The sequence below is a fragment of the Trinickia dinghuensis genome, assembly GCF_003367175.1.
In the GTDB taxonomy this organism is placed as follows: Bacteria; Pseudomonadota; Gammaproteobacteria; order Burkholderiales; family Burkholderiaceae; genus Trinickia; species Trinickia dinghuensis.
Genome location: NZ_QRGA01000001.1, coordinates 398,732 through 422,344, shown reverse-complemented (window position 1 = coordinate 422,344; position 23,613 = coordinate 398,732). Strand labels below are relative to the sequence as shown.

Annotated in this window: 20 protein-coding genes and 1 riboswitch; of the genes, 9 read left to right on the top strand and 11 right to left on the bottom strand. The window is 61.8% G+C overall.

Features of this window, described 5'->3' with window-relative positions:
- Window position 1: 1 nt before the first annotated feature.
- From DWV00_RS01820 to DWV00_RS01810, 3 genes are all read right to left on the bottom strand, one after another.
- Window positions 2–1,606 carry a DUF2957 domain-containing protein gene (locus DWV00_RS01820; RefSeq protein ID WP_115531812.1) on the bottom strand — a complete coding sequence of 535 codons (1,605 nt, stop codon included), beginning with the start codon at window positions 1,604–1,606 and terminating at the stop codon, window positions 2–4.
- Between the two features lie 756 nt (window positions 1,607–2,362).
- The gene (locus DWV00_RS01815; protein ID WP_115531811.1) at window positions 2,363–2,563 is read right to left on the bottom strand and encodes a hypothetical protein; all 201 of its coding nucleotides are present in this window, start codon (window positions 2,561–2,563) and stop codon (window positions 2,363–2,365) included.
- Between the two features lie 160 nt (window positions 2,564–2,723).
- Window positions 2,724–3,353 carry a LysE/ArgO family amino acid transporter gene (locus tag DWV00_RS01810; RefSeq protein WP_115531810.1) on the bottom strand — a complete coding sequence of 210 codons (630 nt, stop codon included), beginning with the start codon at window positions 3,351–3,353 and terminating at the stop codon, window positions 2,724–2,726.
- 97 nt (window positions 3,354–3,450) lie between these two features.
- On the opposite strand from DWV00_RS01810, the gene DWV00_RS01805 reads away from it, so the two are divergent.
- A complete protein-coding gene (locus DWV00_RS01805; protein ID WP_115531809.1) occupies window positions 3,451–4,347 on the top strand; it encodes a LysR family transcriptional regulator ArgP in 897 nt (298 codons plus the stop codon).
- Between the two features lie 180 nt (window positions 4,348–4,527).
- A complete protein-coding gene (locus DWV00_RS01800) occupies window positions 4,528–5,103 on the top strand; it encodes a helix-turn-helix domain-containing protein (protein WP_115531808.1) in 576 nt (191 codons plus the stop codon).
- A gap of 70 nt (window positions 5,104–5,173) precedes the next feature.
- On the opposite strand, the gene DWV00_RS01795 is transcribed toward DWV00_RS01800, so the two are convergent.
- Together DWV00_RS01795 and DWV00_RS01790 are read right to left on the bottom strand one after the other, a co-directional pair.
- Entirely contained in the window at window positions 5,174–6,010 is an 837-nt protein-coding gene (locus DWV00_RS01795; RefSeq protein WP_115531807.1) for a DUF72 domain-containing protein, read from the bottom strand.
- A 37-nt stretch (window positions 6,011–6,047) separates the two neighbouring features.
- The gene (locus tag DWV00_RS01790; protein ID WP_181885317.1) at window positions 6,048–7,562 is read right to left on the bottom strand and encodes a peptide MFS transporter; all 1,515 of its coding nucleotides are present in this window, start codon (window positions 7,560–7,562) and stop codon (window positions 6,048–6,050) included.
- A 478-nt stretch (window positions 7,563–8,040) separates the two neighbouring features.
- Between DWV00_RS01790 and DWV00_RS01780 the strand changes: the two genes are divergently transcribed.
- On the top strand, window positions 8,041–9,396 hold the full coding sequence (locus DWV00_RS01780; RefSeq protein WP_245964715.1) for an OprD family outer membrane porin: 1,356 nt from the start codon (window positions 8,041–8,043) through the stop codon (window positions 9,394–9,396).
- A gap of 108 nt (window positions 9,397–9,504) precedes the next feature.
- Here the strand turns inward: DWV00_RS01780 and DWV00_RS01775 are convergent, their stop codons facing one another.
- On the bottom strand, window positions 9,505–9,750 hold the full coding sequence (locus DWV00_RS01775) for a hypothetical protein (protein ID WP_115531803.1): 246 nt from the start codon (window positions 9,748–9,750) through the stop codon (window positions 9,505–9,507).
- 256 nt (window positions 9,751–10,006) lie between these two features.
- Window positions 10,007–10,576, bottom strand: coding sequence for a TetR/AcrR family transcriptional regulator (locus tag DWV00_RS01770; protein WP_115531802.1), 570 nt, complete (start codon window positions 10,574–10,576; stop codon window positions 10,007–10,009).
- Between the two features lie 431 nt (window positions 10,577–11,007).
- On the opposite strand from DWV00_RS01770, the gene DWV00_RS01765 reads away from it, so the two are divergent.
- Window positions 11,008–11,580 carry a J domain-containing protein gene (locus DWV00_RS01765; RefSeq protein ID WP_115531801.1) on the top strand — a complete coding sequence of 191 codons (573 nt, stop codon included), beginning with the start codon at window positions 11,008–11,010 and terminating at the stop codon, window positions 11,578–11,580.
- Between the two features lie 48 nt (window positions 11,581–11,628).
- Here the strand turns inward: DWV00_RS01765 and DWV00_RS01760 are convergent, their stop codons facing one another.
- The 3 genes from DWV00_RS01760 to sbcD all read right to left on the bottom strand — a co-directional run bounded on the left by DWV00_RS01760 (window position 11,629) and on the right by sbcD (window position 17,331).
- On the bottom strand, window positions 11,629–12,468 hold the full coding sequence (locus DWV00_RS01760; protein WP_425452706.1) for an oxidoreductase: 840 nt from the start codon (window positions 12,466–12,468) through the stop codon (window positions 11,629–11,631).
- Between the two features lie 154 nt (window positions 12,469–12,622).
- The gene (sbcC, locus tag DWV00_RS01755) at window positions 12,623–16,093 is read right to left on the bottom strand and encodes an exonuclease subunit SbcC (protein ID WP_115531799.1); all 3,471 of its coding nucleotides are present in this window, start codon (window positions 16,091–16,093) and stop codon (window positions 12,623–12,625) included.
- Complete coding sequence (gene sbcD / locus DWV00_RS01750) at window positions 16,090–17,331, bottom strand: exonuclease subunit SbcD (RefSeq protein WP_115531798.1); 1,242 nt, start codon at window positions 17,329–17,331, stop codon at window positions 16,090–16,092. The genes sbcC and sbcD overlap by 4 nt, the downstream gene beginning before the upstream one ends.
- A gap of 274 nt (window positions 17,332–17,605) precedes the next feature.
- On the opposite strand from sbcD, the gene DWV00_RS01745 reads away from it, so the two are divergent.
- The 4 genes from DWV00_RS01745 (at window position 17,606) to DWV00_RS33875 (ending at window position 20,360) form a co-directional block, all read left to right on the top strand.
- Window positions 17,606–17,974 (top strand): helix-turn-helix domain-containing protein, encoded by a 369-nt coding sequence (locus DWV00_RS01745; RefSeq protein ID WP_115531797.1) that lies wholly within the window; start codon window positions 17,606–17,608, stop codon window positions 17,972–17,974.
- Between the two features lie 9 nt (window positions 17,975–17,983).
- Window positions 17,984–19,309 carry a type II toxin-antitoxin system HipA family toxin gene (locus DWV00_RS01740; RefSeq protein ID WP_115531796.1) on the top strand — a complete coding sequence of 442 codons (1,326 nt, stop codon included), beginning with the start codon at window positions 17,984–17,986 and terminating at the stop codon, window positions 19,307–19,309.
- Window positions 19,310–19,438: 129 nt separating this feature from the next.
- Window positions 19,439–19,726 (top strand): hypothetical protein, encoded by a 288-nt coding sequence (locus DWV00_RS01735; protein WP_245964673.1) that lies wholly within the window; start codon window positions 19,439–19,441, stop codon window positions 19,724–19,726.
- A gap of 117 nt (window positions 19,727–19,843) precedes the next feature.
- Window positions 19,844–19,947: riboswitch (SAM-I-IV-variant riboswitch) on the top strand.
- Between the two features lie 41 nt (window positions 19,948–19,988).
- Window positions 19,989–20,360, top strand: coding sequence for a hypothetical protein (locus tag DWV00_RS33875; RefSeq protein WP_181885315.1), 372 nt, complete (start codon window positions 19,989–19,991; stop codon window positions 20,358–20,360).
- Here DWV00_RS33875 and DWV00_RS01725 read toward each other — a convergent pair.
- A complete protein-coding gene (locus DWV00_RS01725) occupies window positions 20,339–21,742 on the bottom strand; it encodes a GntP family permease (protein ID WP_115531794.1) in 1,404 nt (467 codons plus the stop codon). The two genes, DWV00_RS33875 and DWV00_RS01725, sit on opposite strands and share 22 nt — an antisense overlap.
- A 350-nt stretch (window positions 21,743–22,092) precedes the next feature.
- Here DWV00_RS01725 and DWV00_RS01720 point away from each other — a divergent pair, with 350 nt between their 5' ends.
- Entirely contained in the window at window positions 22,093–23,559 is a 1,467-nt protein-coding gene (locus tag DWV00_RS01720; RefSeq protein WP_115531793.1) for a sigma-54 interaction domain-containing protein, read from the top strand.
- The last annotated feature ends 54 nt before the right edge of the window (window positions 23,560–23,613 follow it).

The following is a 23,613-nucleotide window of genomic DNA, read 5'->3' as shown; positions in this document are numbered from 1 at the left end:
ACTACTGTACGAACGCGCCAATCGTGAAGAACGGGTTCGGCAGGCCCGCGCCGTTCATGAGCATCGCGAATACGGAGCCGGCCTTGATCAGATATCCGGTATCGCCGGTCTTGAAGACGGTGGCGGTGCCCGACGTGAAGTTGTTTTGCGCGGTGACTTTCACGAGCCCCGGCTGCGTTTGCGTGAAGTCCAATGCGAAGTTCGTGGACGCCGTCGACGTGAACGGATCGAGGAACGCGGCGCTCGTCCCTTGAAAGATCGTGGACGTGTAGTTGACGCCCGGATTCACGGTGGTCGTATCGTCGAGGCAGGCGCCCTCATAGATTGGCGGCGACGTGGAAGTCGGCGCGTAGGCGCTGACGAGGCCGCATGCCGTCACGCTGTTCGCGCCGATGAATGCACCCGTCAACGACGCGGGATCGACGTTCCGCACGGGCGCCAGCAGCGAGATGCCGAGTTGATCGTCGACCGACGAATCGACGATGCCCGTGCCCGCATGGGCATAGCCGACGCGAATGACGACCGGGATGACCTGGCCGTTCAATTCGCCGGCGATCATGACGCCGTGTGCTTGATTTCCGGCGAACGGGGTCTGCAACGCTCCCTCGCCCGCGTCCGGGTAGATGTTGCCCAGTCCGTTGTTGATGTTCGCCGCGCTGGTGAACACGTTGTCCGGCGAACCGTCCGCATTCGCTCGCGGCGTCCAGTTGCCGCCCGTTGTCGGGCAGGCGGCATAGGACTGCCCGCTGTCGGGCGTGCACGATCCGTCGCCGTTCATGGTTTCGGTCAACTGGATGCCGTCCACTTGCCATCCGAGCGCCACCCCAAGCGGATTCGCGGCATTCGTCTGCAAGGTGCCGCCCGACGGCGTGAAATGAATGCCGAGTTCGTTGTAGCGGCCCGCCACCTTCGAAAAGTCCGTGGCGGTTTGACTGAACGCGATGAACGGGTAGTAGTCGAACGTCTTGCTCGGCACGGCCGCCACGGCCAAGCCGGGCGCGATCTGAAGGCCGTCGAACTGCACCGTCGATCCAGGAATGCCGCCGCCGACGATCCCATTGCCGACGAACAGCATGGGCGGATCGTTCGGATTGATCGCGACCTTGTAGGTTCCGTCCGCCGTTCGCCCGTTCTCGAGCACGAATGCGCAGCGGTTCTGCTCGGCCGTGGGCAGCTTCAACGGCGTCGTCGTCACACCCTGCGCGTTCGAGATCGAGTAAAGATCCGGATTCTGGTAGCTGCCGGTGATCGTGAGCCCGGCGCGCGTCGTATTGACCTGCCCCGCGGAGGTCGGCACTTCCGATTCGACGAACGTCATTTGGTACTGCTTCTTCGACGTGTCGAACTTGACTTTGATGTACTCGCCGCTGCCGGAGCCGCCGGTGAACGTCGTGCCGTAGTCGAGCGACGCGGGACACAGCACCTTCGGATCGGTCGGCACCGTGGTGGCGCCCGCGCTCGAGCAGGTGTTGCTCGAACAGGGCGCCGCGGCAATTGGTGCCGGGTCGTCCGAGCCGCCGCCTCCGCAGCCGCTCGACAGCAGCGCGACGGCTAGCGCCCCGGCCGATGCCGCAATAATGGATTGAATGCGCGCGGTAGGCGCCATAGTCTGTCTCCATGCTTCGCAATCGGTCGAAGTGAGTGCTTCAACGTCCGACGGGAATCGGCGCTCGAGCGCCTTTCTCCGTTTTACGCGGAGCACTCACCCGGATCCCTGCGGAGTCCGAAATATCGATGGGTGGTTATTTGCCCTTATCGGGCATATCGAGGGCAGCGGGCGTTACCTTACGGGTGTCTCTCGATTTGTGTAAATAGAGACCCTGATCCAAACAAAATTCTCAAATTTATTCAATGCTTACGCGGGGTTGGGTGATCGTTTAAAACAACGGAGAATATGAGATTTCATCTGCGATCGATGCGAATTGAGTAAATGTTTTTGAGACCCCGGTGCGACGTATGAATCGGTTTTGGACCGGGCGAATGATTGGATTGGACTATTTGATGCGAATCGGATAGGGAAAATGCATTCGGAATAAATAATTGAGGGCTACGGATTGGTCTACGCCGCGTCGATTAATGCAGCGTGCTCGCATGATTGGAGTACATGCGAATTTTGGTCGACAAAAATGGCGTAGCGGAGGTGGGATGGATGAAGCAGGCGTTGCCGGCGACGGATGCCTGATATTGGAGCAGGGGTTGTGTCCCGTCGCGCCTGCAAACAAATGCGGATTGCGTTTAGGCGGCTTCGGATGAGGCCGCTTGCCTCACGCGCTAAACGGTGTGACAGCGCCGACACCGGCACGGTTGCCGGTGTGATATTCGACGCGGGCCGCGGCGGATGGTGAACGGCCGCCGCCCTGCCTTAGACCGCGCCCAGCGCGGCGTGCGAAATGGGCTTCGACGTCGGCGGCTGCGCCGAGGAGCGGCTCACGATTTTGCCGGCAACGGCGTCGCTGTCCGACGGGGCGCCGTTATCGATGCGGCCTTCCTTCAGGATGGCGCACATGGAGACGAGCAGGGCGAAGACGATAGCCCAAAGGAAGCTGTAGCCGATGATTTTCATGGACGGAGCACCTCAGCCGTTGAACGTGCAGTTCGAAGCGCAAACGATTGCCGCTGCGCGTTTATAACACGAACGTATGACGATTCGATAACGCGAACGGCTAGGTGTCCGATCTATCGGGGGCCGTGGCTATGGGGCGGTGAGATGTCTGCCCGCCGCGTCAGCGTAGTTGCGCGGCCGCGACGAATAACACCATGCTGCCGATGGCGCCGTCGAGCACGCGCCACGCCGTCGCCTTGCGGAACAGCGGAGCCAGCAGCCGGGCCCCATAGCCGAGCGATGCGAACCATAGCGGGCTGATCGTCATCGCCCCCAGCGCGAACGCCATGCGCGCGCCTTCCGGCTCGCGCGCCCCGGCGGTGCCGATCAATAGCAGCACGTCGACATACACGTGCGGATTGAGCCACGTAAACGCGAGCGTCATTAGGACTACTGACCATCTGCTTTGACGCGCCGGAGCGGACTGCGCCGCGTGTTCGCCGGCCGCGTCCATGACGGCGTGACCGGGACGCCAGGCGCGCCTCAGTGTCGATAGGCCGAACCAAGCGAGATACGCGAGCCCACCATACAAGATGACCTCGACCAGGCGCGGGTAGTGCATCGCGAGCGCCGAGGCGCCTCCGACCCCGGCCCCGATCAGCAGGAAATCCGAGATCGTGCACAGCGCCACGATCTTGCCGACGTGCGAGCGCATGATCCCTTGGCGAAGCACGAACGCGTTTTGCGCGCCGATGGTGACGATGAGCGAAGCGCACAGCGCCGCGCCGTGAGAATAGGCGGTCCAGTTCATGATGAGGCGGGTAGACGATGCGGATGGATAGCGTTAGTCTGCATGCCGTACGAATCTAAGAACAGCTAATTCCTCTAAACGCGATTAAGGAATGCTAATGATCGACTATGCTTTGCTCGATGCGCTCGCCGCCGTCGTGCGTCATGGCTCGTTCGACCGGGCGGCGAGCGAAATGAACGTGACGGCGTCGGCCGTCTCGCAACGGATCAAGCTGCTCGAGGAGCGCGTCGGCAGCGTGCTCGTGAAGCGCGGGCAGCCGTGCGTCGCTACCGCGTCGGGTGCCTTGCTGTGCCGCCATACCGAGCGTGTGCGCTTGCTGGAGGCGCAGCTTGCGGACGACATGCCGTCGATGGCCGGCAGCCTGCTTGGGCAGTCTTGGCCTACGTTGCGCGTGGCCGTCAACGACGACAGCGTCGGTACTTGGTTCGTCGACGCCGTGGCGGCCTATTGCGCGGGGCGGCGGATGCTGCTCGATCTCGTCATCGACGATCAGGATCACACGGCCGAGCGGATCCGCGACGGCAGCGTACAAGGGGCCGTGACGACGCAAGCGGAGCCCGTGCAGGGGTGCCGTTCGGTGCGGCTGGGCAGGATGCGCTATTTGGCTGTCTGCTCGCCGTCGTTTTTCGATCGGTATTTCACTGCTGGCGTGAATCGCGAGGCGCTTCGGCGGGCGCCGTGTGTCGTGTTCAATCGGAAAGACGCGTTGCAGGCGCGGTTCATACGCCGTTTGACGCGTGCGGAAATCGATCCGCCGCAGCACTGGCTGCCGCATGTCGGCGGTTTTTTACGGGCCTGTATCACGGGGCTCGGCTGGGGCATGTGCCCGACGCAAATGATCGGGGAGTCGCTCGAGCGGGGCGAACTCGTCGAACTGGCGCCGGGCCGTCATCTCGACGTCGACCTGTATTGGCAGAGCTGGCGTTTGTCGATCGGCTGGCTCGACGAATTCAGTGCGGTATTGAAGCAGCGCGCCGCGGAGTTTCTGGACTAGGCGCGCGTTGTTTGTAAGTTGCGGTAAACCCTCGGGGATCGATCTTTTGCGTATTACGTTCCGGTTCTGGCAACATAGAGTGCTTTGTCTATTCGGAGAAACGTTGCGCGAAGACGCGACAGGCGCCTGGCTCCGCATAACTAGCGGTCTTTTTCAACCACTGCGAGCAGCGCATTTCATATGGTTTTGAACGTCGAAAGTGCCCGCCAAGCTGCGGATCTGGGCAGTAAGATCCGAGCGCTGAGGCACCGGCTGCGTAAGACGCTCGACGAAACGGCAACGGTAGCCGGCATTTCGAAGCCGTTCCTGTCGCAAGTCGAGCGTGGCCTGGCCACCCCGTCCCTCACGTCGCTTGCCGGTATTGCCACGGCGCTCGGCGTCACGCTGCAGTATTTCGTGGATACCCCGAGCGAAGAACGTTCGGTGCGCCGCGCGGGCCAGCTACGGTTCTTCAGCTTCGCCGATTCGACGGATCTATTTGCTCGGCTGACCAACTCGTCGGTCGGCAGTCAGCTCGAAAGCATCTTGGTTCGCTTGCCGGCGGGGAAGCCGTCCGCGGCCGAAGTGACGACGCATGCGGGCGAAGAGTTCGTTTATGTGATTTCGGGCGAGTTGTCGCTGACGTTGGAGGGTAAGACGTTCAAGCTCAATACGGGCGACAGCGCGCACTATGAATCCACCGTGCCGCACAGCTGGGCGAATACGGGCGATATCGAAACCACGCTGGTTTGGGTGGGTACACCGCGGTTGTTTTGATTCTCGGCGTTCGCTGAGCGCCGATCGGTGTGCACATGAGAGACAGCGCGGGTGCCGCATCGAAAGCGCGCTAAACGTTTGCGACGCGCTCAACCAACGCCATGCCCGCCGCGGGATTGCTCGCTTTGTGGCCGCTGATCACGTAGAGGTAGACGTCGCGGTGTAGCGGTTCGGGCGTCGCTTTCTCGACGACCTGCAAGCCCTCGGGCTGCGAGCCGGCCGACCATTGCTTTGTTCGCTCGGCCCAAACATCCAACGCTCGCTTCGAATACCCGAGCGATTCTTTTTCTACTGTGCCCATGATGCGCGCATAGACGAACGGAGCCGTGACGTCCGCGATCTGCGGATAGTCGCTATCGCCCGCTACGACGACGGCGACGCCGTGCTCGCGTAAGAGCGAAATGAACTCGGGATGACGGAAGCTTTCATGTCGCACCTCGACAGCATGACGAATGGCGCGGCCGTCCACCTGCTTCGGCAGCAACTTCAAGAACGCGTCGAAATCCTTGGTATCGAATTGCTTGGTCGTGGCGAATTGCCAGTTGATCGGCCCGAGCTTGTCTTTGAGCGCGAGCACGCCGCTCGCAAAGAAGCGCTCGATGGAGTCACCCGCTTCGGCCAGCACGCGGCGATTCGTGGCGAACCGCGGCGCTTTTAGCGCGAAGACGAAATCGTCGGGCGTCTCGTCATGCCACTTCTCGAAGCTCGTGGCGCGCTGCGTGCCGTAGAACGTGCCGTTGATTTCTATCGAGGTGAGCTTGCGGCTGGCGTACTCGAGTTCGCGCTTTTGCGTGAGATCGTCAGGGTAGAAACGACCGCGCCACGGCTCGTAGGTCCAGCCGCCGATGCCGATACGGATTCGTGCGGCGGGGGTGTCCTTTTTGCGGGTGCGAGGCGTGGCGGTCATGGTCGCTCCGTCGGTTGCGCTGCTGGTCTTCAGGTGTTTATTCCGTAGCCATACTATGCGCGCCAGAAGCCGCAAGCGCTTCGTTCGTCGCACGATGATGCTGATCCGACAGCTTCCTCATCAGCGGCAGCAACAACAGCGACATCACGACACCCGCCGCCGCGAGCCAGCTCAGTTCGGTGAACAGGTTCGTGTAAAGCGGCAGCGATTGCGTGGCGGAGAGCGTGCCCGACGGCATCTGCGCGAAGTTCGCGACGACACTGCCGAGATACTGCGAAATACCCGTGGCAAGAAAATACGCACCCATCATGAAGCCGCTCATCCGAGCCGGGATGTAACGCGCGATCATCGCCAGGCCCAGACCGCTGACGAGGAGCTCGCCCAGCGAGTTCAACCCGTAGCCCCACACCATGAACCACGACGAAACCCGGCCGTCGACGGCGTAGCGGCCGCTCAATGCGTAGATCACGAACCCGATTGCAACGGCAACATAGCCCAGTGCGAATTTCGCGGCGATGCTGATGTCGCCGCGGCCTTTCGCGAGCCGCGTATAAGTCGATGCGAGGATCGGGCTCAGCAGCATGATCCAGATCGGGTTCAGCGCCTGGAATTGCGCCGCGCTCCATGAGAACAAATGCACGCCGAACAGCGAGAAGGTCGGATCGACGTTGCGCAACGCGAACAACGTCAGCGACGTCATCTGCTGCTGATAGAAGATGAAGAACAGAATCGACTGCAGCACGAGGATCAAGGCAGCGATCAGCCCCGCGCGTTCCGAACGGTCGCATTTGGCGATCATGTACCCGAACAGCCCAAGGATCACCACGGCCCCGATGTCGACGCAGGTCACGGCGAGCGCCTTATGGCCCAGCACGTACGTCGTGATCGAACCGACCACGACCGCGCCGATGGCGACGGCACCGAGATGGCGCCATACGATCGGCTTGGTATCGGGACCCGAACCGACGTGCGACAGCGAGCGGTAGCGCAGCAAGAAGTTCAGGACGCCCAACACCATGCCGGCGCAGCAGACGGCGAACGCCGCGCGCCAGCCCCAACGGTCCTTGATCCAGGGCGTGGCGAGGATCGAGATCGTCGAACCGATGTTCACGGCCATGTAGTAGATCGTGAACGCGCTGTCGATGCGCGCATCGTCGCCTTCGTAGATACGGCGCACGAGGTTCGCGGAGTTGGCCTTGAACAGCCCGTTGCCGACGACGATGACGCCGAGCGACATGTAGAGAAACGACAGGTGCTCGTTCGGCATCGCAAGCATGCCGTAACCGAACGAGAGCACGATGGCGCCGAACAGCATCGTGCGGCGCGAGCCGAGTATTTTGTCGCCGATCCATCCGCCGATCGACGGAGCGGCATAGACGAGTGCGGTGAACGCGCCCCAAGTGAGGTTCGCGCGCGCATCGCCGAAGCCGAGCCGCTCGACCATGTAGAGCACGAGCAGCGCGCCCATGCCGTAATAACCGAAGCGTTCCCACATCTCGACTAAAAAGACCGTCGTGAACGATTTCGTTTGCGAAACCGACGAATTCATCAAATGTTCTCCCTGATAGGTCGAATTACGTTCGCACGTTGTGGGTGCGGAGTTCGAACGCCGCCGATTCATTGCGCGCGGTAGCGCGCGAATCGCCGAGCTCGCTTGGCGAGCTTGCGCCGGCACGTCGCTGCCATGCAGCGACGCGCGCGATTTTCCTAGCGTTGGTGCCACGCGTCACTTCGGGTATGCACCAGTGAGCCGCCCAACACCGTTGCTAGCTGCGCACGCAACCATGCCCATGCTCTGATGCGCGTTGCAATTGGCCGATTGCTTTGTCCCCGCCGTCTTTCTCAATCCGTCATTCGCCATTATGAAAGCCACGCATATCTTTGCGAGGGCGTCGTCGCGTATCGATGCGACGGGCGCTATCGTACCCGTAGTTGCACGCTCGTGGTCGAGGCCACACTCCCTTGACAGGGTGAGCGCCGTGAAGTCTCGCGTCGTCGCATTGACGTGCGGCATGCAAGCGCTCGCGACCATGACGAGCGCTTGCGCCGAGGAACCCCCGCCCCAAGTGGCGCAGCAGGCCACCACGCCGAACGCCCTCGTCGGGGCGGAATCCGCGTTGACGCTGAAGCCGCCGGCGCCGGTATCGAGCCAAGCGCGCGGCGCCGGGTTCGCCGCCGATAGCCGGTTCGACCTCGAGTGGCGCAACTACACGGACCATTTTCATGCGACCGGGGTAAGCCGCCATGCGTGGGCCGAAGGCGTTCAGGCCAAATTCGAATCCGGTTTCACGCGCGGCGCGATCGGTCTCGGCCTCGACGCCGCGCTGTTCGGCGAGCTCAAACTCGATGGCGGACGAGGCGCGCACAACATGGTGTACGCAGGCCGCCACGGCGACGGCGAGCGTCGGCTCGCCTGGGCCTATCCGGGCATGTACGGCGTGAAGGCACGTGCTTCGGAGTCCGTACTAAAGTACGGCCTGCAAGACGTGTCGAATCCGTTCCTGGATCCGCACGACAACCGCGCATTGCCGCCGGCCTTTCTCGGTGCCTCGCTGCTGAGCCGGGAAGTCGATGGCCTCTCGATGCAAGCGGGCAGTTTCACGAAGGCGGACCCGCGCGGCCAGACGAATCTGACTGCGCTGCGCACGTCCTACGGACGTGTGCCATTCAAACGCGTGAGCTATATGGGCGCGACGTGGGACTATGCGCCGAACGGTACGGCATCGGTTTATGCCGACCAGGCGGACGACGTATGGCGCCAGTATTACGCGTCGCTGCAACACGGCTTCGGCAGTATCCGGTCGATTCGGCTGACCGGTTTCGCGAATATCTATTCGACGCACGATACGGGCGCGGCGCTCCAAGGTCCGATCCATAGCAACGCGTACAGCGTTTCTCTATCGGCACAGCATGGTCCGCATGGATTGCTGGTCGCCTACCAAAAGATACTCGGCGATCAGTTCTTCGATTACATCGACGAGACGGCCGGCGTTTATCTAGTCAATTCGATGGACGTGGATTACAACGCGCCGCATGAGCAATCGCTTCAACTGCGATACACCTTCGACGGCAAACACGCGGGGGTGGCGGGATTTTCCGCCATGGTATGGGCGCAGCAAGGCTGGGGTGCGGATGCGTCGTTAGCCGCGCAACGATACGGACCGAACGCGCCCTCGTTCGGTGCACCGTACTTCCGAAACGGACAACCCGTGCACGGCCGGCATCACGAGTTCGGATTCATTCCTTCCTATGTCGTGCAGAGTGGGCCATTGCGCAGTGCAAAAGTCACACTGATTGCTCAATGGCACGTGGGATCGGACTATTACTCCGATAGCACGAACCAGGTCTACCGGCTCTTGGTGACGATGCCCATGCGGTTTTTTTGACTGAGGCGGAGCAAGTGTCATACACCTGCGACGGCGATCATGGCCGCCGCAGATGCTTGCAAACGGAGAGCGAGGGGCGGGGTTGAGTCGCGTTGGCTTTCGGTAAATTCAGCGAACGTGTTGTTCGCCCGGTAATTCTGCCCCATGAGCACGAATGGCCGCGACGAGTTCGGCCGGCGTGATCTCGTAGCGCACTTCACGGTGGATGCCGGGCTTGCGTTCGTCGATTTCGATCAGATGAATGCTTTTTCCGTCCTCTGTCGCTTCAAGCCGCAATGTACGGACGACATGTCCGCCCGTTTCGTGGATTTCGGTGAGCAGGGTCATTGCCCCGGAAGAGCCGGTGGTGCGCATCGAACATTTCCTCGAGTCGTGGGTCAAGCGATTGTACGGGCTTACGTTGGCTTCTGTCTGTCGCCGCGCGCGCATGGCGCAACCGGCGACAGGCATGACAAGCATGCCTCGCGCCCATTTCATGCCGATGAGTGTATCGCGAAGTCCGGTCGCGCCAGCGCCTTTTATAAGTGCGCGAACACAAAGCGCCACACAGTGTGCGCTTGGGCTTGACGCTCCCGAATTTTCTCACCGCCGGCCTGCTCGCCGGCGATCGTCAGGCGACATGAATACGTTCGTTTTCGACGAGGGCCTGCGCGATTTCCCACGCGTCGCGCGCGGAATCGACGCGACCGCTCAGTTGCCGCGCCAGCGTGGCGCCGTCGAGCAACAGCGCGCAGCGGCGCGCGAGCCGAGTGGCCGTTTCACCGTCGAAGCGTTCGCCGAGAATGCGCTCGAGCGAATGAACGAACGCACGGCGCTGGGCTTCCGATGCCGCGAGAATTTCGTTCTCTTCGGCATGGAATTCCGCGGCCGCATGGATGAGCATGTTGCCGGTGAACGCTTCCGACCGAAACCAGGAGTCGTGCCACAGGAAGATCGCATGGAGTTTGTCGAGCGCATCGGTATGCGCGGCCACCGCGGCGGCGATTCCGGCCATCAATGCCGCGCCCTGCTCGTTCAGGACTTCGACGACTAGACGGCTTTTGGAAGGGAAGTGCTTGTACATCGTCATCTTGGCGACGCGCGATTCGGCGATGATTCTATCGATGCCGACGGCGTGAAAACCGAACTGGGAAAATAGGCGAGTTGCGGTTTCGACCAGCGCTTTCTTTTTTTCGCTCATTTAGAGGCCCGCTTCTATAGTGGAAGTTATGTGTTTTCGCGTCGAAACCCGTTGGTTGCGATGCTTCTTCCTCAAACGAACGGCTTTTAGAAGAAACGTTTCGCAACGGATGACTGGGTTCGGCTTGCCGCGCACTCTCTCAATACGCGGCCATGATCTCGAAGCCTCGTCATTCAAATCTAAGCGCGCGATGAAATCAAGCCCTTTGCGTGACTAATCCGATTAGACGCGCGTTTTATTCGCGCGCTTGCCAGATGCGTTCACCCGCGCCGTCGTGCGGTAAACACATTTCTAACATTTAGCTTTCATTGCCGCGCATTCGCCGTGGACCTGCCGCGCGCCGTTTCGCGACACGACGCAACGCCTGGCGGTCGCTCGCGCGAGCCCGGTGATAGCATCGGTGGGCCGGCAACTTTTTTCCTCGAGGGGACATGGTGACGCTGTACGACACGCTAGGCGTGCGCGAAGACGCCTCCGACGATGAAATCAAGCGCGCGTACCGAAAGGCTGCGATGCGCGCGCATCCCGATCGCAACAAGGGCCGGGAGGCCGCGGCGCACGATGCGTTCCAGGAAATCAAGCAGGCTTATGCGATCTTGTCCGACTCCGAGCAGCGACGCGTCTATGACGCGGTGTTCGCGGAGGAAATGGGCAAGCTGCGCGAGCAAGAAGAACGGCAGGCGCGCGAAACGCGCGAACGGGCCGAGCGCGAAGCGCAGGCCGAACGCGAGCGTTACGAGAAATTCGTGGCGCAGGCGATGCGCTACGCCGAGCGAGGGCATAACCGCGATGTCGTGTTCGGCGTGTTGCTCGGCCGCGGGTGCGATGAAGCACTCGCGGCGCGCATCGCCGATGGAATTGCCGCGCTAGCGGCGGCGCGCGCGCAGGTTCCGCCCGCCGCGCCGCCGGACGCGCCGGAGAGCGAAACTCCGCAAGCCGAGGCGGCCGCACACGCGGGCTTGTTCACCACGCTCTGGCACGGCATGTTCGGCTTGCGCTCGTGAGCCGCTGACCGGAGTCACGAATCACAAATGACGAATCACGGTCACGGCTCACGACGAGAAATCGGTCGACGTCGAGAGCGATTCCCATGCATCGATTTGAGCACGCAACGAATCGAGTTTGTCGCGTGCACGCTTGACTGCATCCGGTCCGAGCAGCAAGTGCACGGGCGGGTTGTCCGATGCGACGATCTCCAGGATGGCGCGCGCGGCCTTGACCGGATCGCCGGGCTGCTTGCCGCTGATTTCCTGGCGGCGTTCGCGTACGGGATTGAATACCGCATCGTAGTCCGCGATCGAACGTTCGGCACGCACCATCGAACGGCCGGCCCAATCGGTGCGGAACGCGCCGGGCGCGACGGCCGTCACTTTGATGCCGAAGCCGGCGACCTCCTGCGCAAGACTCTCGGAAATGCCTTCGAGCGCGAACTTGGTGCCGTGATAGGCGCTCAGTCCCGGCAAGGTGATATAGCCGCCGACCGACGTGATGTTGACGATATGACCGCGCTTGCGCCGGCGCATGTAGGGCAGCACGGCCTGAATCATGGCGACGGCGCCGAACACGTTGACGTCGAATTGCTTGTGCCAGTCGGCCAGCGCCGATTCTTCGAGGATGCCTTCGTACCCGTAGCCGGCGTTGTTGACGAGCACGTCGATCGCGCCGACCTTGCCTTCGACGTCGGCGATGGCTTCGGCAATGGCGTTGGTGTGCGTGACATCCAAAAGCTTGCCGATGGCTCGGCCGGGGCCGAGCAACTCGAATTCGCCGAGCGCGGCTTGGTCGCGCAACGTACCGACGACGCGATGGCCTTCAGCCAAGGCCTGCTGAGCCAGCGCTCGGCCGAAGCCGCTGCTGACGCCCGTGATGAGAAACAGCTTGCTCTGCGTGATGGACATCGATCGCTCCGGACGGGATGAAGTCGATGCCTATGCTACGGCAAGCAAGGCATCTCGGTGGATCGTAAGAAAATACGCCAGGGCGAAGCCGCAAACGCCGTGCCTATGGCGAGGGCATTCTCGGCGAGACGTCCGAGCGGCTGGGCCATCAGAAGACGAGGCGAGAATGTCCTATTCCGCCGCCCTTTTCCACCTTGATTTGCGTCGCAATACGCTCCTTGAGACCTTCGACGTGACTGATGACGCCGATCATCTTGCCGCTGGCGTTGAGGCTATCCAGTGCATCGAGCGCGATTTCCAGGGTATCGCTGTCGAGCGTGCCGAAGCCTTCGTCTAGGAACAGCGATTCGATCGACGTCTTGTGGCTCACGAGATCGGATAAGGCCAATGCCAGGGCTAGGCTGACCAGAAAGCTTTCGCCTCCGGAGAGCGTGCGCGTATCGCGGGTGACGTCCGCTTGCCATCCGTCCACGATCTCCAATTCGAGTTCGCCCGTGGATTTGCGCCGCAGCAGATAGCGTGCATGCAGGCGGTCCAGATGCTTGTTCGCCAGCCTCAGCAGATGGTCGAGCGTCAGGCCTTGCGCGAACTTTCTGAACTTGTCCCCTCTCGCGGAGCCGATCAGGGAATCGAGGCGCTGCCACACGTCCGATTCCTTCGTTTGCTCCTCGATCCGCGTGAAGAGGGCCTGTTGATTGGCACGCAGCGTATCGTCGCGAGTCAGCAGCTCGCGCTTTGCGCCGAGCTGTTCGTTGATCGACGTCGTCTGCGCTTCGGCCGCCGTGAGTTGCGCGTTTAGCTCGTCGAGTGTGGCTTCCGTGCGGGCCGGCGCTTGGAGACGGGCGAGCTTGTCCTGTGTCGACTGAAGCAGCGCAACGGCCGTTTGTCTGTCCTGCTCGTGTTGCAGCTTGATGCCCTGCAGCCGCTTGCGTTCTTCCGGCGGCAGCAAGGCGGCGAGAAACGCTGCCGCGTCGGCGAACGGGCTTTGCCCGAGCGCAGCTTGCCAATCCGCGTTCGCTTCGATTGCCGTTGCGCGTTGCTGCGCCAGCGCCCCTTCGAGTTGGCTGACGCGCCCATTCAGCGTCGCCAACTCGGAAACCAGCTTCTCGACCCGAAGCGCGCATGCCTGCAGCGCTTGTGTTGGATCGCCGATGGTGGAAAGGTCGAAGCGTGCGTGCTCGTCCCTTTCCGCGGCATCCGCGGTTGCATCGTCGGCAAGTGCGCGCAGCTTTTCTTTCCAGGCGTCGAGTTCGGCCCGAGACTTTTCGAATCGATCGGTGTGACGAACGCGTTCCTGCGACACGGTCTGCAAGCGTTGCTGCGCACCTTGCCACTTTTGCCATTCGCCCGCGCGAGCTTTCAGCCAGAGCTCGGCATCGGCTGGTATATCGCGCTGCTCGATTCCTGCTTCGCGAATCGAGGCGAGGAGTTGGGCCTCGTCGTTTCCGAGTCCGATGCGAAGGTCCGCGATTTCCTGTCGAAGTTCGGTCTGGCGGTCGGTCATCCCTTGGATGGACTTCTCCAACACAGCATGGGTGCCGCGGGCTTCCTGGAGCGACTGGGCGCATCGCGCGCTTCGGTCGCGCGCATGAATCAGCGCTTCTTCGGCCTTTTCAGCCGCGTCGAGCGTCTGCTTCAACGCAGCGGCAGTGTGCTCCGCGGACTCGCGGCGCGCTTCCAGCATGTCCGCTTGGGACCAGTCCGTCGGCGCGATCGGCCGCTCGGAAGCGAGTGACGCTGCGAGTTCGATCCATGTGTTTTGGCTCTGCTCGATGTGCGCGAGAAGGCGCTCTTGGCGTGTGGCTTGCTGGTCCCGTCCGGCGCGGCTCGTCGCCAGCAGGTGATCGGCTTCGCGTAACTGCTTCTCGGATGCCTGGATTTTTTCCCTAAGCGTTCGCAGGGACGTTTGAGTCGCCGATACGTCGATCGCTCGATAGTCGGCGATGGCCGGGTGGTCGAGCGAGCCGCAAAGCGGGCAAGCCTCGCCGGGCTGTAGTCGATCCCGATGGTCCGCGAGGCTGCGAATGATCTGCTCTTGTTCGAGCAGCGTTTGTTTATCGTTCGCCTGAGCGCGCAGCGTTTCGGTATCGCTTTGGAGCGCGCCGAGTTTGGCCGTGCGCTCCGTGATTTCCGCCTCGGCGGTCTTCAGCGCCGATGCGAGCGATTCGCGTTCGCCGGCCTGCTCACGCCGAAGCCTCGCCAGTTCCTCGAGTTTTTGCCATTGACCGAGACTCGTGTGCGCGGACTGCCAATGTTGGCGCAGTGCAACGAGCGTCTTGCCGGCCATGCGCTGTTGCTGGGCGGCGTCGAGCGCCTTGACCTGCGCATCGGCTGCGGTCCCGGCCTTTTCGGCCAGCTCGACTGTCGTCGCCTGACGTACGCGCTTTTCGCGCTCTTCGGAGACCTTTGCCGCCAACTCGCCCTGCGCCTTTTCTCGTGCTTCGATGTCGACGGTCGTTTTCCGGCGCTGTTCGAATTGCTGTCGCCAGGCGCCGATTTGGGCACCGAGCGATTCGTGATGCTTGTTCTCCGTGCAAAACGTGTCGAGCCCACGCTTTTCGGCTTCAAGGGCTTGCAGCGAATCGTGGACATCGGCTGAAATGCGTTCGGCGAGCTGCGCGGCGAGGGCGTGTTCGCGGCGCTGCGTCGAGCGCTTCGCCTGCCGATGACCTCGCAGCGTATCCAGATCGCTTTCTGTCTTGCGAGCAGTCGTCGCCGCGTTTTGATGGGCTTCGTATTTCGGCCGCAACGCTTCCGCGGGCTCGCTCGATGCGAGTCGCGCCAGGTCCGCGGCGGCTGCCTCGATCGCGTCGGTCGCTTTTGCCAGGCGATCTTGGGCGGTTTTGACGTCGCTATCCGCCCGAGATAAATCGACGCGCCATTGACGATGCTCGCGAAGCACCTTCGCATGATTGTTGATGGTGTCTCGTTGATCGGCGAGCGCCGCGATGTCCAGTTGCGTGGCTTCTCGCTGCTCCTTCGTCAGCAGGTCCACACCGTCGGCTTGCGCGCGAAGCTGTTTGAGTGTGTCTCTCGCCTGCGCGGCTTGCTCGAATACGCGGCGCGAGATTTCGCCGTAAATCTCGGTCCCGGTCAGCTCTTCGAGCAGTTCGGCCCGGTCATTCGCGTTCGCGTTCAGGAAGGCCGCAAAGCCCCCTTGTGCAAGCAGCATCGAACGAGTGAAGCGGGGAAAGTCGAGGCGTGTGATCTCCGTGATCCGCTTGAGTTTCTCGCTGACATGGCTCGTCAGGATGGTGCCGTCGCCCGTGGCGAGTTCGACGCGCGGCTGCTGCAGCGCGCCGTCGACCTTGTCGCGTGCGCGCCGCTGGCTCCAGAACGCGCGATACACCTCGCCCTTTACCTCGAACACGACCTCGGCGAGGCAATCGGCGGTGTGGCGCGTCATGATGTCGTTCGCCGATGCGGAAACGGTCTTCAACCGAGGCGTTTCATGATAGAGCGCGAGGCAGATCGCATCGAGAAGCGTCGATTTTCCCGCGCCGGTCGGGCCGGTGATCGCAAACAGGCCGTTCTCGGAGAATGGCGGCTTCATGAAGTCGATCTGCCACTCGCCTTTGAGCGAGTTCAGATTCTTGAGGCGAAGGCTGCGGATCTTCATGCCGCGTCCTCCGCGGTCGAGGCCACGATCGCTCGGTAGCGCTCGGTGAGCGCCGCGCGCAAATCGTCGGCCAGCTCTTCCTGCTCCAATCGTCGGGCGAATACGTCGTGCGGATCGAGTTCGTCGAGCGTGACACCCGATTCATCGCTCAGTTGCGCCTGGGCATTGCCTCGCTCGCGGCGGATCCGCAGCACCTCCACGGGCAAATCTTCGGCCATGGCTTGAATGCGCGCCGGCAGGTCGGATAGATAGTCGTCTTCGGCCACGGTGACTTCCAGCCATGCCGGCCGTTCATGCGTGGCGTCTTGCGCAACGCGCCGAAAGTCCTCGGCCAGCGATTTCAAATTGCCGCGCAACGCAACGAGCTTTTGGAACGCCGGGACGGGAAGGGGCGTGATCGGGTGGAGTCCCGATTCGTCGATCTCGACGAGCAGCATTTCTTTCTGTTGCGACGCTTCGTCGAAACTCAGTGCGATCGGCGAGCCGCTATAGCGGATGTGCTCGAGGCCGGCGACCTTCTGGGGACGATGAATGTGCCCGAGCGCTAGATAGTCGACGGGCGGAAACGCCGCGGTCGGAAAAGCATCGAGCGCGCCGACATAGATTTCACGCACGGATTCCGTCGCGCTGGCGCCGACTGTGGTGAGATGGCCCGTGGCGATCAGGGGCAGCTTCCTGCCGATTTCGGCGGAAAGCTTTTCTCGAAGCGTGTCGGCCGCTTCATACACCGCTTGGTAGTACCCCTGGATGGAACGCAATAGAAGCTGTTGCTTGTCTTCGGCGCTCTGTCCGAACTCGGTTTGCATGACATCGCGAGCGCGAATGAACGGAATCGCACAAACGACACACCCCGGTTCGGCCGCGCCGTCGCGGCGGCGTGTCGGCAGCACCCGCACCTGGCTGTCCGGTGCCTGCGCCGAGGGCACGACGTGCGCGGACAGATATTCGAGCAAGGCGCTGCTTTCCCGCAATGTGGCGACGGAGTCGTGGTTGCCGCCCAGGAGCAGCAACGCCACGCCGGCCTCATGAAGGCGGACGACGAGCTGGCTGTAGAGTTCGCGCGCATAGCTGGGCGGCGCGCCGGTATCGAAGATGTCGCCTGCGATCAGAACGGCATCCACGGCGTGTTCTTCGGTTCGAGCCATGAGCCAGTCGATGAGCGCCTGATGCTCCGCATGCCGGCTTTTGCCCATGAAATTCTGGCCGAGATGCCAGTCTGAAGTGTGGAGGAGGCGCATGGAGTTGAGATGCGTGCAGCGTTGGGGATGCCGAAACCGGCTCCGGTCGTGAGAATCGGATGTAACGTAATGTCCCGTATTTTAAGCGGGAGGGAACTGGCTCGGCCGGGTAGCGTTGGACGGCCGGGCCATGGCGAATCGAGGTGCGGCAGCGGTTGCTCGTTATTTTTGTAAAGATCCTCATAGGGACTGTTATAGCTTTTAAAGGTTCTGATGGGACACTTTATGTGGTTGCGGCTTGAAATTTACTGGAGCGTTTGCTATAACGGTTCTCATGGGAGCCACTAAAGTCGTTAAAGGTCCTGTGGGAGACCGTAAGGCGGACAGACCTCTACCCACTCCGGCCGAGCGAACGCTTAAAAAGCTAGGCGAGGATATCAATCGTGCGCGCCGCAGGAGAGGCTTGACCCAGCAGGCGCTCGCAGATCGAGCCGCTGTCGGGCTAAGCACCATCAAGCGATTGGAGGCGGGAGATCCTCGTATGCAGATCCACGTCCTCGCGCGGGTCATGCACCTATTTGGCGAACTTGGCCGGCTGAGCGAGTTGCTCGATAGTGGGCAGGACGACATCGGACTCGCGTTGATGGATGAACAGTTGCCTCAACGCGTTCGGGTCCGTAAGAAAAAGACCAACGCATTTTGAGGGTTGCCCATGAAGAGCAAGACGGCCAGGCTCGGTGTGAGCGAATTACTGGAGGTCCATCTCGGGGCCTCCGGCCTGCCGGTTGGAAGAGTGAACTACGTCAGCCAAGGGCGACGAGAGGTATCCCAGTTTGCTTATGCCGATAGCTGGCTGAATCATCCGGATCGTTTCGAGGTCTCCCCAGATTTGCCTCTGCAACCGGGCTATCAACCGAGACGCGCGGCCAATCCGCGGGACTCGGTGTTTCATTTTGCTTTGGCCGACACCGAGCCGGACGCGTGGGGCCGCCGAGTGATCGAACGTGCGCATGCCAAAGCCCGGCGAGCTGACCCCGCCCTCGCGCCACTCAATGAACTCGACTATCTGTGCGCCGTGGATGATTTCAGCCGGGTAGGCGCCTTGCGTTTTTGCAAGGAGGGCAAGTATCTTCGCACCGTGGATGAGGGCCGCCGCACTACGCCGCCGTTCATCGAGTTGGAACAGATATATCGGGCCACCCGAGCGGTCGAAACAAGCAAGGAGACTTCGGAAGACTTGCGCTACTTGCAAGGCAAGGGTACATCGCTTGGCGGGATGCGGCCGAAGTGCACCGTGCTCGATGAAGACGGCAGGCTTGCGATCGGGAAGTTCCCGAGTGTCAGCGACACCATCAACGTTACCCGAGCGGAGGTTCTCGCCCTGAGGCTGGCTCGCAATGCCGGTATCGAAGCGGCGGGTTCTCGTTGCGTAACGATAAACGGCACGCCCATTGCACTGATCGAACGGTTCGACCGGGTCGGCGAAGACAGGCGCATTCCGTATTTATCGGCAGCATCGATGCTTCAGGCCTCGCGTCAGGAGGATCGCGCCTATACGGAAATCGTCGACATCATCCAACAGCGATGTGTTCGCCCCGATGAGGACGCCCAACAGTTGTGGCGGCGGCTTGTCTTCAACCTGCTCATCACCAACACCGACGATCACCTGCAGAACTTGGGATTTCTGTATGACGGCAACGGGCTATGGCGACTGGCGCCGGCCTTCGATTTGAATCCGATGCCGGACAAGCTGCGGGAATCCAAGACATGGCTTACGGAGGATGCGGGGCCCATCGAAACAGTCGAGATGCTACTCAAGTCGTGCAACTATTTTGCGCTGTCTCGCCCGCAGGCTCTGTCGATTCTGGCCCAGGTGCTCGATGCCGTCCTACACTGGAAACACGTGGCGCTGAGCGCCGAGGTCGGCCTGACGGCACCGGAGTTGGATGCCTTTTATGACGCTTTCGAGCATGACCAAACCGACGATGCGCGGGAGGCATTGGGACGTCCTCGGCTGCGGTCGAAGGCGACCGCTTAGAGCAATTCGAAGCGTTACAGTCACGCAGTTGCCCGCTCCGTGGAGTACGATGTCTAGCGGATGTTGAAGAATCGGGGGTACGCAATGGAGTCGACTTCTGGACAGCACGCCGTATCTAGCGTGGAAGCAATGGCCACTTTATCGGAGTACTTGGAGCTTGCTCTGAACAAAGGCGGCCATCTGGTCATGGTGAGAAGCCGGAGCAACGGTACCAGCACGCTTTACGTCGGCGACGTCACCCAATCGGACGAGAACCTCCCGAAATGCGGCGTGATCCAGAACGATTTCGCCGATGCCATTCTCGAAGCGACCGGGTCCGGCTTCAACGAACTGAACATCAACGGCGAAGCGTATCGGTTCATGCGATTCTTCACCGAGGTCGACAATCAAGGCGCGGTGGTGTTCGCGGCCGTCTAGTCTTGCACCGGCAGTCTTACTGTTCGCCTACGCGCACGCGAAGGCAATATTTCGTGCAGCCTTTCGAGTTTTCGATATAATGGAAGTTCGTTCGAGATATCGAACGAAATGTAAGAAGCAATGCATCCAGAGTCGGACTATCCGACGCCAACCTGCCTTCCCGGGCAAGGTGGACGCCTTCGAGGCGATGCGGCCGATTTGCGGCAACGAAGCGGGAACAGCGTAGCTGGCACCGGTTCGATAACATTCATCCGGAGCATCTATGCAACCCGATACCCTCTCCCCAGCCATCCGCGAAGACTGGTTGCACTGTCTTCCGGGCTTCAAGTTGACGCACACGATTCATCTCGTATCGAGCCCGAGCCTCAGTGTCGTCTCGTTGGCGGCAGAGTTGCTCGAAGCTGAGAACGCCGCGGTCGAGCGATGGGTCGTGACCCGGTGCGGCGACCTTCTTGAGCAAAGAATCGTCCTGGAAGACATGACGGAAAAGCGAGCCGTTCGACTTCGCGAACAGCTCGCCGTGCTCGAAGGGGTGCTGCGCGCGCGCGTGGAACATCATTTCGTTCGAGCGCGGGCGGCGGCGGCCAGGAGTACGTTAGCGCAAGAGCGGACTCAAACGATCCCAGTGGCGTAATACACGCCGATCACGAAGAAAACCGCGAGCGTCTTGATCACCGTCACCGCGAAGATGTCGCGATACGACTCTTTGTGCGTGAGCCCCGTCACGGCCAGCAAGGTAATGACGGCTCCGTTGTGAGGCAGCGTATCCATGCCCCCGCTTGCCATCGCCACGACCCGGTGCAGCACTTCCAGTGGAATGTGCGCGGCCGTCGCGTTCTTGATGAACCAATCCGACATTGCCGCGAGCGCGATGCTCATGCCGCCTGACGCCGAGCCCGTGATGCCCGCCAGCGAACTGACGGAGACCGCGGCGTTGACCAGCGGGTTCGGGATCGACTTCAGCGCACCGCCGACAACGAGAAACCCCGGCAATGCCGCGATCACGCCGCCGAACCCATACTCCGAGGCGGTATTCATCGAGGCGAGCAGTGCACCGGCCACCGCGCCTTTCGTGCCGGCCGCGAAGTGCGTCCGCACGCGATTGAACGCGCTGACGACGACGAGCAAGATGCCGGCGATCAACGCGCCTTCGACGGACCACACGGCGACGACCGTCTTGATCGTCGCGGACAACGGCGCATGTACGCCAGGCAAAACGTCGGGCGGTACCGTGTAGGTGCCCGCGCCGTACCACTGCGGAATCAGCTTGGTGAGCGCGAAGTTCGCCACGCCGACGAGCACGAGCGGCGCAATCGCCACGAGCGGGTGCGGCAACGCGGCGGTGCCGAGATGCTCGGGCTCGTTCAGGAGCGAGGTGCCGTATCCCTCGCCCTTGGCCAGCGCCGAGCGCCGGCGCCACTCGAGGTACGAGAGCCCCACGATGATGATGAACACGGAGCCGATCGTGCCGAGTGCCGGCGCGGCCCATCCCGTCGTCTTGAAGAATGCGCTCGGAATGATGTTCTGAATCTGAGGCGTGCCGGGCAGCGAATCCATCGTGAACGAGAACGCGCCGAGCGCAATCGCGCCGGGCATCAGGCGTTTCGGAATGTTGCTTTGACGATAGAGTTCGGCCGCGAACGGATAGACCGCGAACACGACGACGAACAGCGATACGCCACCGTAGGTCAGCAATGCGCACACGGCGACGATGACGGCATTCGCCCGGCCGCGGCCGATATAGCGAATGGCCGCCGCTACGATCGCCTCGGAAAAGCCGGCGAGTTCGATTACTTTGCCGAAGACCGCACCGAGCAGAAAGACCGGGAAGTACAGCTTCACGAAGCCGACCATCTTCTCCATGAAGATCCCGGTGAACACTGGGGCGACGGCGGCGGGATCGGTCAGCAAGACGGCGGCCAGGGCGGCGATCGGTGCGAACAGAATCACGCTGTAGCCGCGGTAGGCGGCGAACATCAAGAACGCCAATGCGGCAAGAACGATGACGAACGACATCGGGTCTCCAAATTGTGATTGTGAGTGCGAGCGGGCGCACGGGAAAAATGCAGGGAGCGCCTATTGCACGTTCCATGCCATTGCTTGCCGACGTGGGTTGCGCGCGGTCCGCTCGCTCGCTTTGCGCGAAAATCGGTTCTATCACGGGTGGCCGCATCTCCAAATGGAGATTTTTCGCCGATCCGGAAAATCAGAAGTGTCTTATGCCCATGAATTCATAATGATTTTTGGCGCCGTCTCTGTTCTGAGATATGCTGTCTCTACTTAGAGAATAATCGTCGAATCGAGGAATCGGCGCCAATGCTGGTGACTCGTTTCGCCAAGCGGCCCAGCATGGAGACAACTCGGAAATGACCGACCTCATCGGCGTACCGGTCGATTACAGCGCGATCGTGCGCCGCGCGATGAATTCGCTGTTCAAGGCGTTCGAGAATTTCAGCGAAGGCACGCTGATCGTCGATGCCGATGCGCGCATCGTTTGGATCAGCGAACGCTATGCCGCTCGCTTTGGTTTTACCGATACGCGGCAAGCGATCGGCCTCGACTGCGAGGCCGTCATCCCGAACAGCCTGATGCGCGAAGTCGTGCAGACGGGCAAGCCCATTTTGCTCGACGTCCTCGAAAACGGGCGAGAGCCGCTCGTCGTGACGCGTTTGCCGCTCGAGGACGAATCGGGCAAGACAGCCGGCGCAATCGGCTTCGCGTTGTTCGACGAGATGAAATCGCTGACGCCGCTTTTCTCCCACTATTCGCGCATGCAGGAGGAATTGGCCGCCGCCCGGCAATCGCTCGCGCAGGCGCGACGGGCGAAATACACGCTCGCGAGTTTCGTCGGCACGAGCGCGGCCAGCTTGGAGGTCAAGCGGCAGGCGCGTCGCGCGGCGAACGTCGATTCACCGGTGTTGCTGCTCGGCGAAACGGGTACGGGCAAGGAGTTGCTCGCGCATTCGATTCACGGAACATCGGCGCGTGCGAGCGGCCCGCTCGTGACCGTCAACGTCGCCGCGATTCCCGATACGCTGCTCGAAGTCGAATTCTTCGGGGCGGCGCCCGGCGCTTATACGGGCGCCGAACGCCGCCCCCGCGTGGGCAAGTTCGAGCTCGCGCACGGCGGTACGCTGCTCCTCGACGAGATCGGCGACATGCCGCTGCCGCTGCAAGGCAAGCTGTTGCGCGTGCTGCAAGATCAGGAGTTCGAACCTTTGGGTTCGAACCGGATCGTGCGGACCGACGTGCGGATCGTCGCGGCCACGTCGGCCGATTTAGCCGCGCTCGTCGCAGCGGGACGGTTCCGCGCGGATCTCTTTTACCGGCTCAATGTTCTGACGATTCACGCGCCGTCGCTGCGGGCTCGGCGCTCTGACATCGAAGCGCTGGCCTACGCAATCTTGGAGGAGCTTTTGGCCCCCGGCCGCGGAGGGCATGGCCGGCACTTCGAATTGCAAGACGATGCGTTGCGGCTGCTGGCGGCGCATGATTGGCCCGGCAACGTACGCGAGTTGCGCAACACGCTCGAACGTGCGGTCATGCTGTCCGATACCGAGCGCATCGACGCGCGCACGCTGGCGCCGTTCATCGGCGCCGCGGGACTGCCGGTGCCGAGCGTGGCCGCCGAGGCGGGCGAGCCCACGCTCCGGTTGCGCGCGCAAGCGGACGAAGCAGCGTCGTATGCGCAGGCAATGGACGATTTCGAGCGCCGCTTTCTCGGCGATGCGCTGCGCGCGACCGGCGGCCGCGTGGCCGAGGCGGCTGCGCGCATCGGCATGGGGCGCGCCACGCTTTATAAAAAGATCGCTGCCCTGGGAATCGATATTTGAGCGATCGACGACATATAGAGGCATTGCTGTCACGGCGCGCGCGCTATGGCGTGG

Bases quoted from the DNA above. Each gene is read 5' to 3' on its own strand.
- DWV00_RS01820 (WP_115531812.1), bottom strand. From the start codon at position 1,606: ATGGCGCCTACCGCGCGCATTCAATCCATTATTGCGGCATCGGCCGGG.
- DWV00_RS01815 (WP_115531811.1), bottom strand. From the start codon at position 2,563: ATGAAAATCATCGGCTACAGCTTCCTTTGGGCTATCGTCTTCGCCCTG.
- DWV00_RS01810 (WP_115531810.1), bottom strand. From the start codon at position 3,353: ATGAACTGGACCGCCTATTCTCACGGCGCGGCGCTGTGCGCTTCGCTC.
- DWV00_RS01805 (WP_115531809.1), top strand. From the start codon at position 3,451: ATGATCGACTATGCTTTGCTCGATGCGCTCGCCGCCGTCGTGCGTCAT.
- DWV00_RS01800 (WP_115531808.1), top strand. From the start codon at position 4,528: ATGGTTTTGAACGTCGAAAGTGCCCGCCAAGCTGCGGATCTGGGCAGT.
- DWV00_RS01795 (WP_115531807.1), bottom strand. From the start codon at position 6,010: ATGACCGCCACGCCTCGCACCCGCAAAAAGGACACCCCCGCCGCACGA.
- DWV00_RS01780 (WP_245964715.1), top strand. From the start codon at position 8,041: ATGACGAGCGCTTGCGCCGAGGAACCCCCGCCCCAAGTGGCGCAGCAG.
- DWV00_RS01775 (WP_115531803.1), bottom strand. From the start codon at position 9,750: ATGCGCACCACCGGCTCTTCCGGGGCAATGACCCTGCTCACCGAAATC.
- DWV00_RS01770 (WP_115531802.1), bottom strand. From the start codon at position 10,576: ATGAGCGAAAAAAAGAAAGCGCTGGTCGAAACCGCAACTCGCCTATTT.
- DWV00_RS01765 (WP_115531801.1), top strand. From the start codon at position 11,008: ATGGTGACGCTGTACGACACGCTAGGCGTGCGCGAAGACGCCTCCGAC.
- sbcC (WP_115531799.1), bottom strand. From the start codon at position 16,093: ATGAAGATCCGCAGCCTTCGCCTCAAGAATCTGAACTCGCTCAAAGGC.
- sbcD (WP_115531798.1), bottom strand. From the start codon at position 17,331: ATGCGCCTCCTCCACACTTCAGACTGGCATCTCGGCCAGAATTTCATG.
- DWV00_RS01745 (WP_115531797.1), top strand. From the start codon at position 17,606: ATGGGAGCCACTAAAGTCGTTAAAGGTCCTGTGGGAGACCGTAAGGCG.
- DWV00_RS01740 (WP_115531796.1), top strand. From the start codon at position 17,984: ATGAAGAGCAAGACGGCCAGGCTCGGTGTGAGCGAATTACTGGAGGTC.
- DWV00_RS01735 (WP_245964673.1), top strand. From the start codon at position 19,439: ATGGCCACTTTATCGGAGTACTTGGAGCTTGCTCTGAACAAAGGCGGC.
- DWV00_RS33875 (WP_181885315.1), top strand. From the start codon at position 19,989: ATGCAACCCGATACCCTCTCCCCAGCCATCCGCGAAGACTGGTTGCAC.
- DWV00_RS01725 (WP_115531794.1), bottom strand. From the start codon at position 21,742: ATGTCGTTCGTCATCGTTCTTGCCGCATTGGCGTTCTTGATGTTCGCC.
- DWV00_RS01720 (WP_115531793.1), top strand. From the start codon at position 22,093: ATGACCGACCTCATCGGCGTACCGGTCGATTACAGCGCGATCGTGCGC.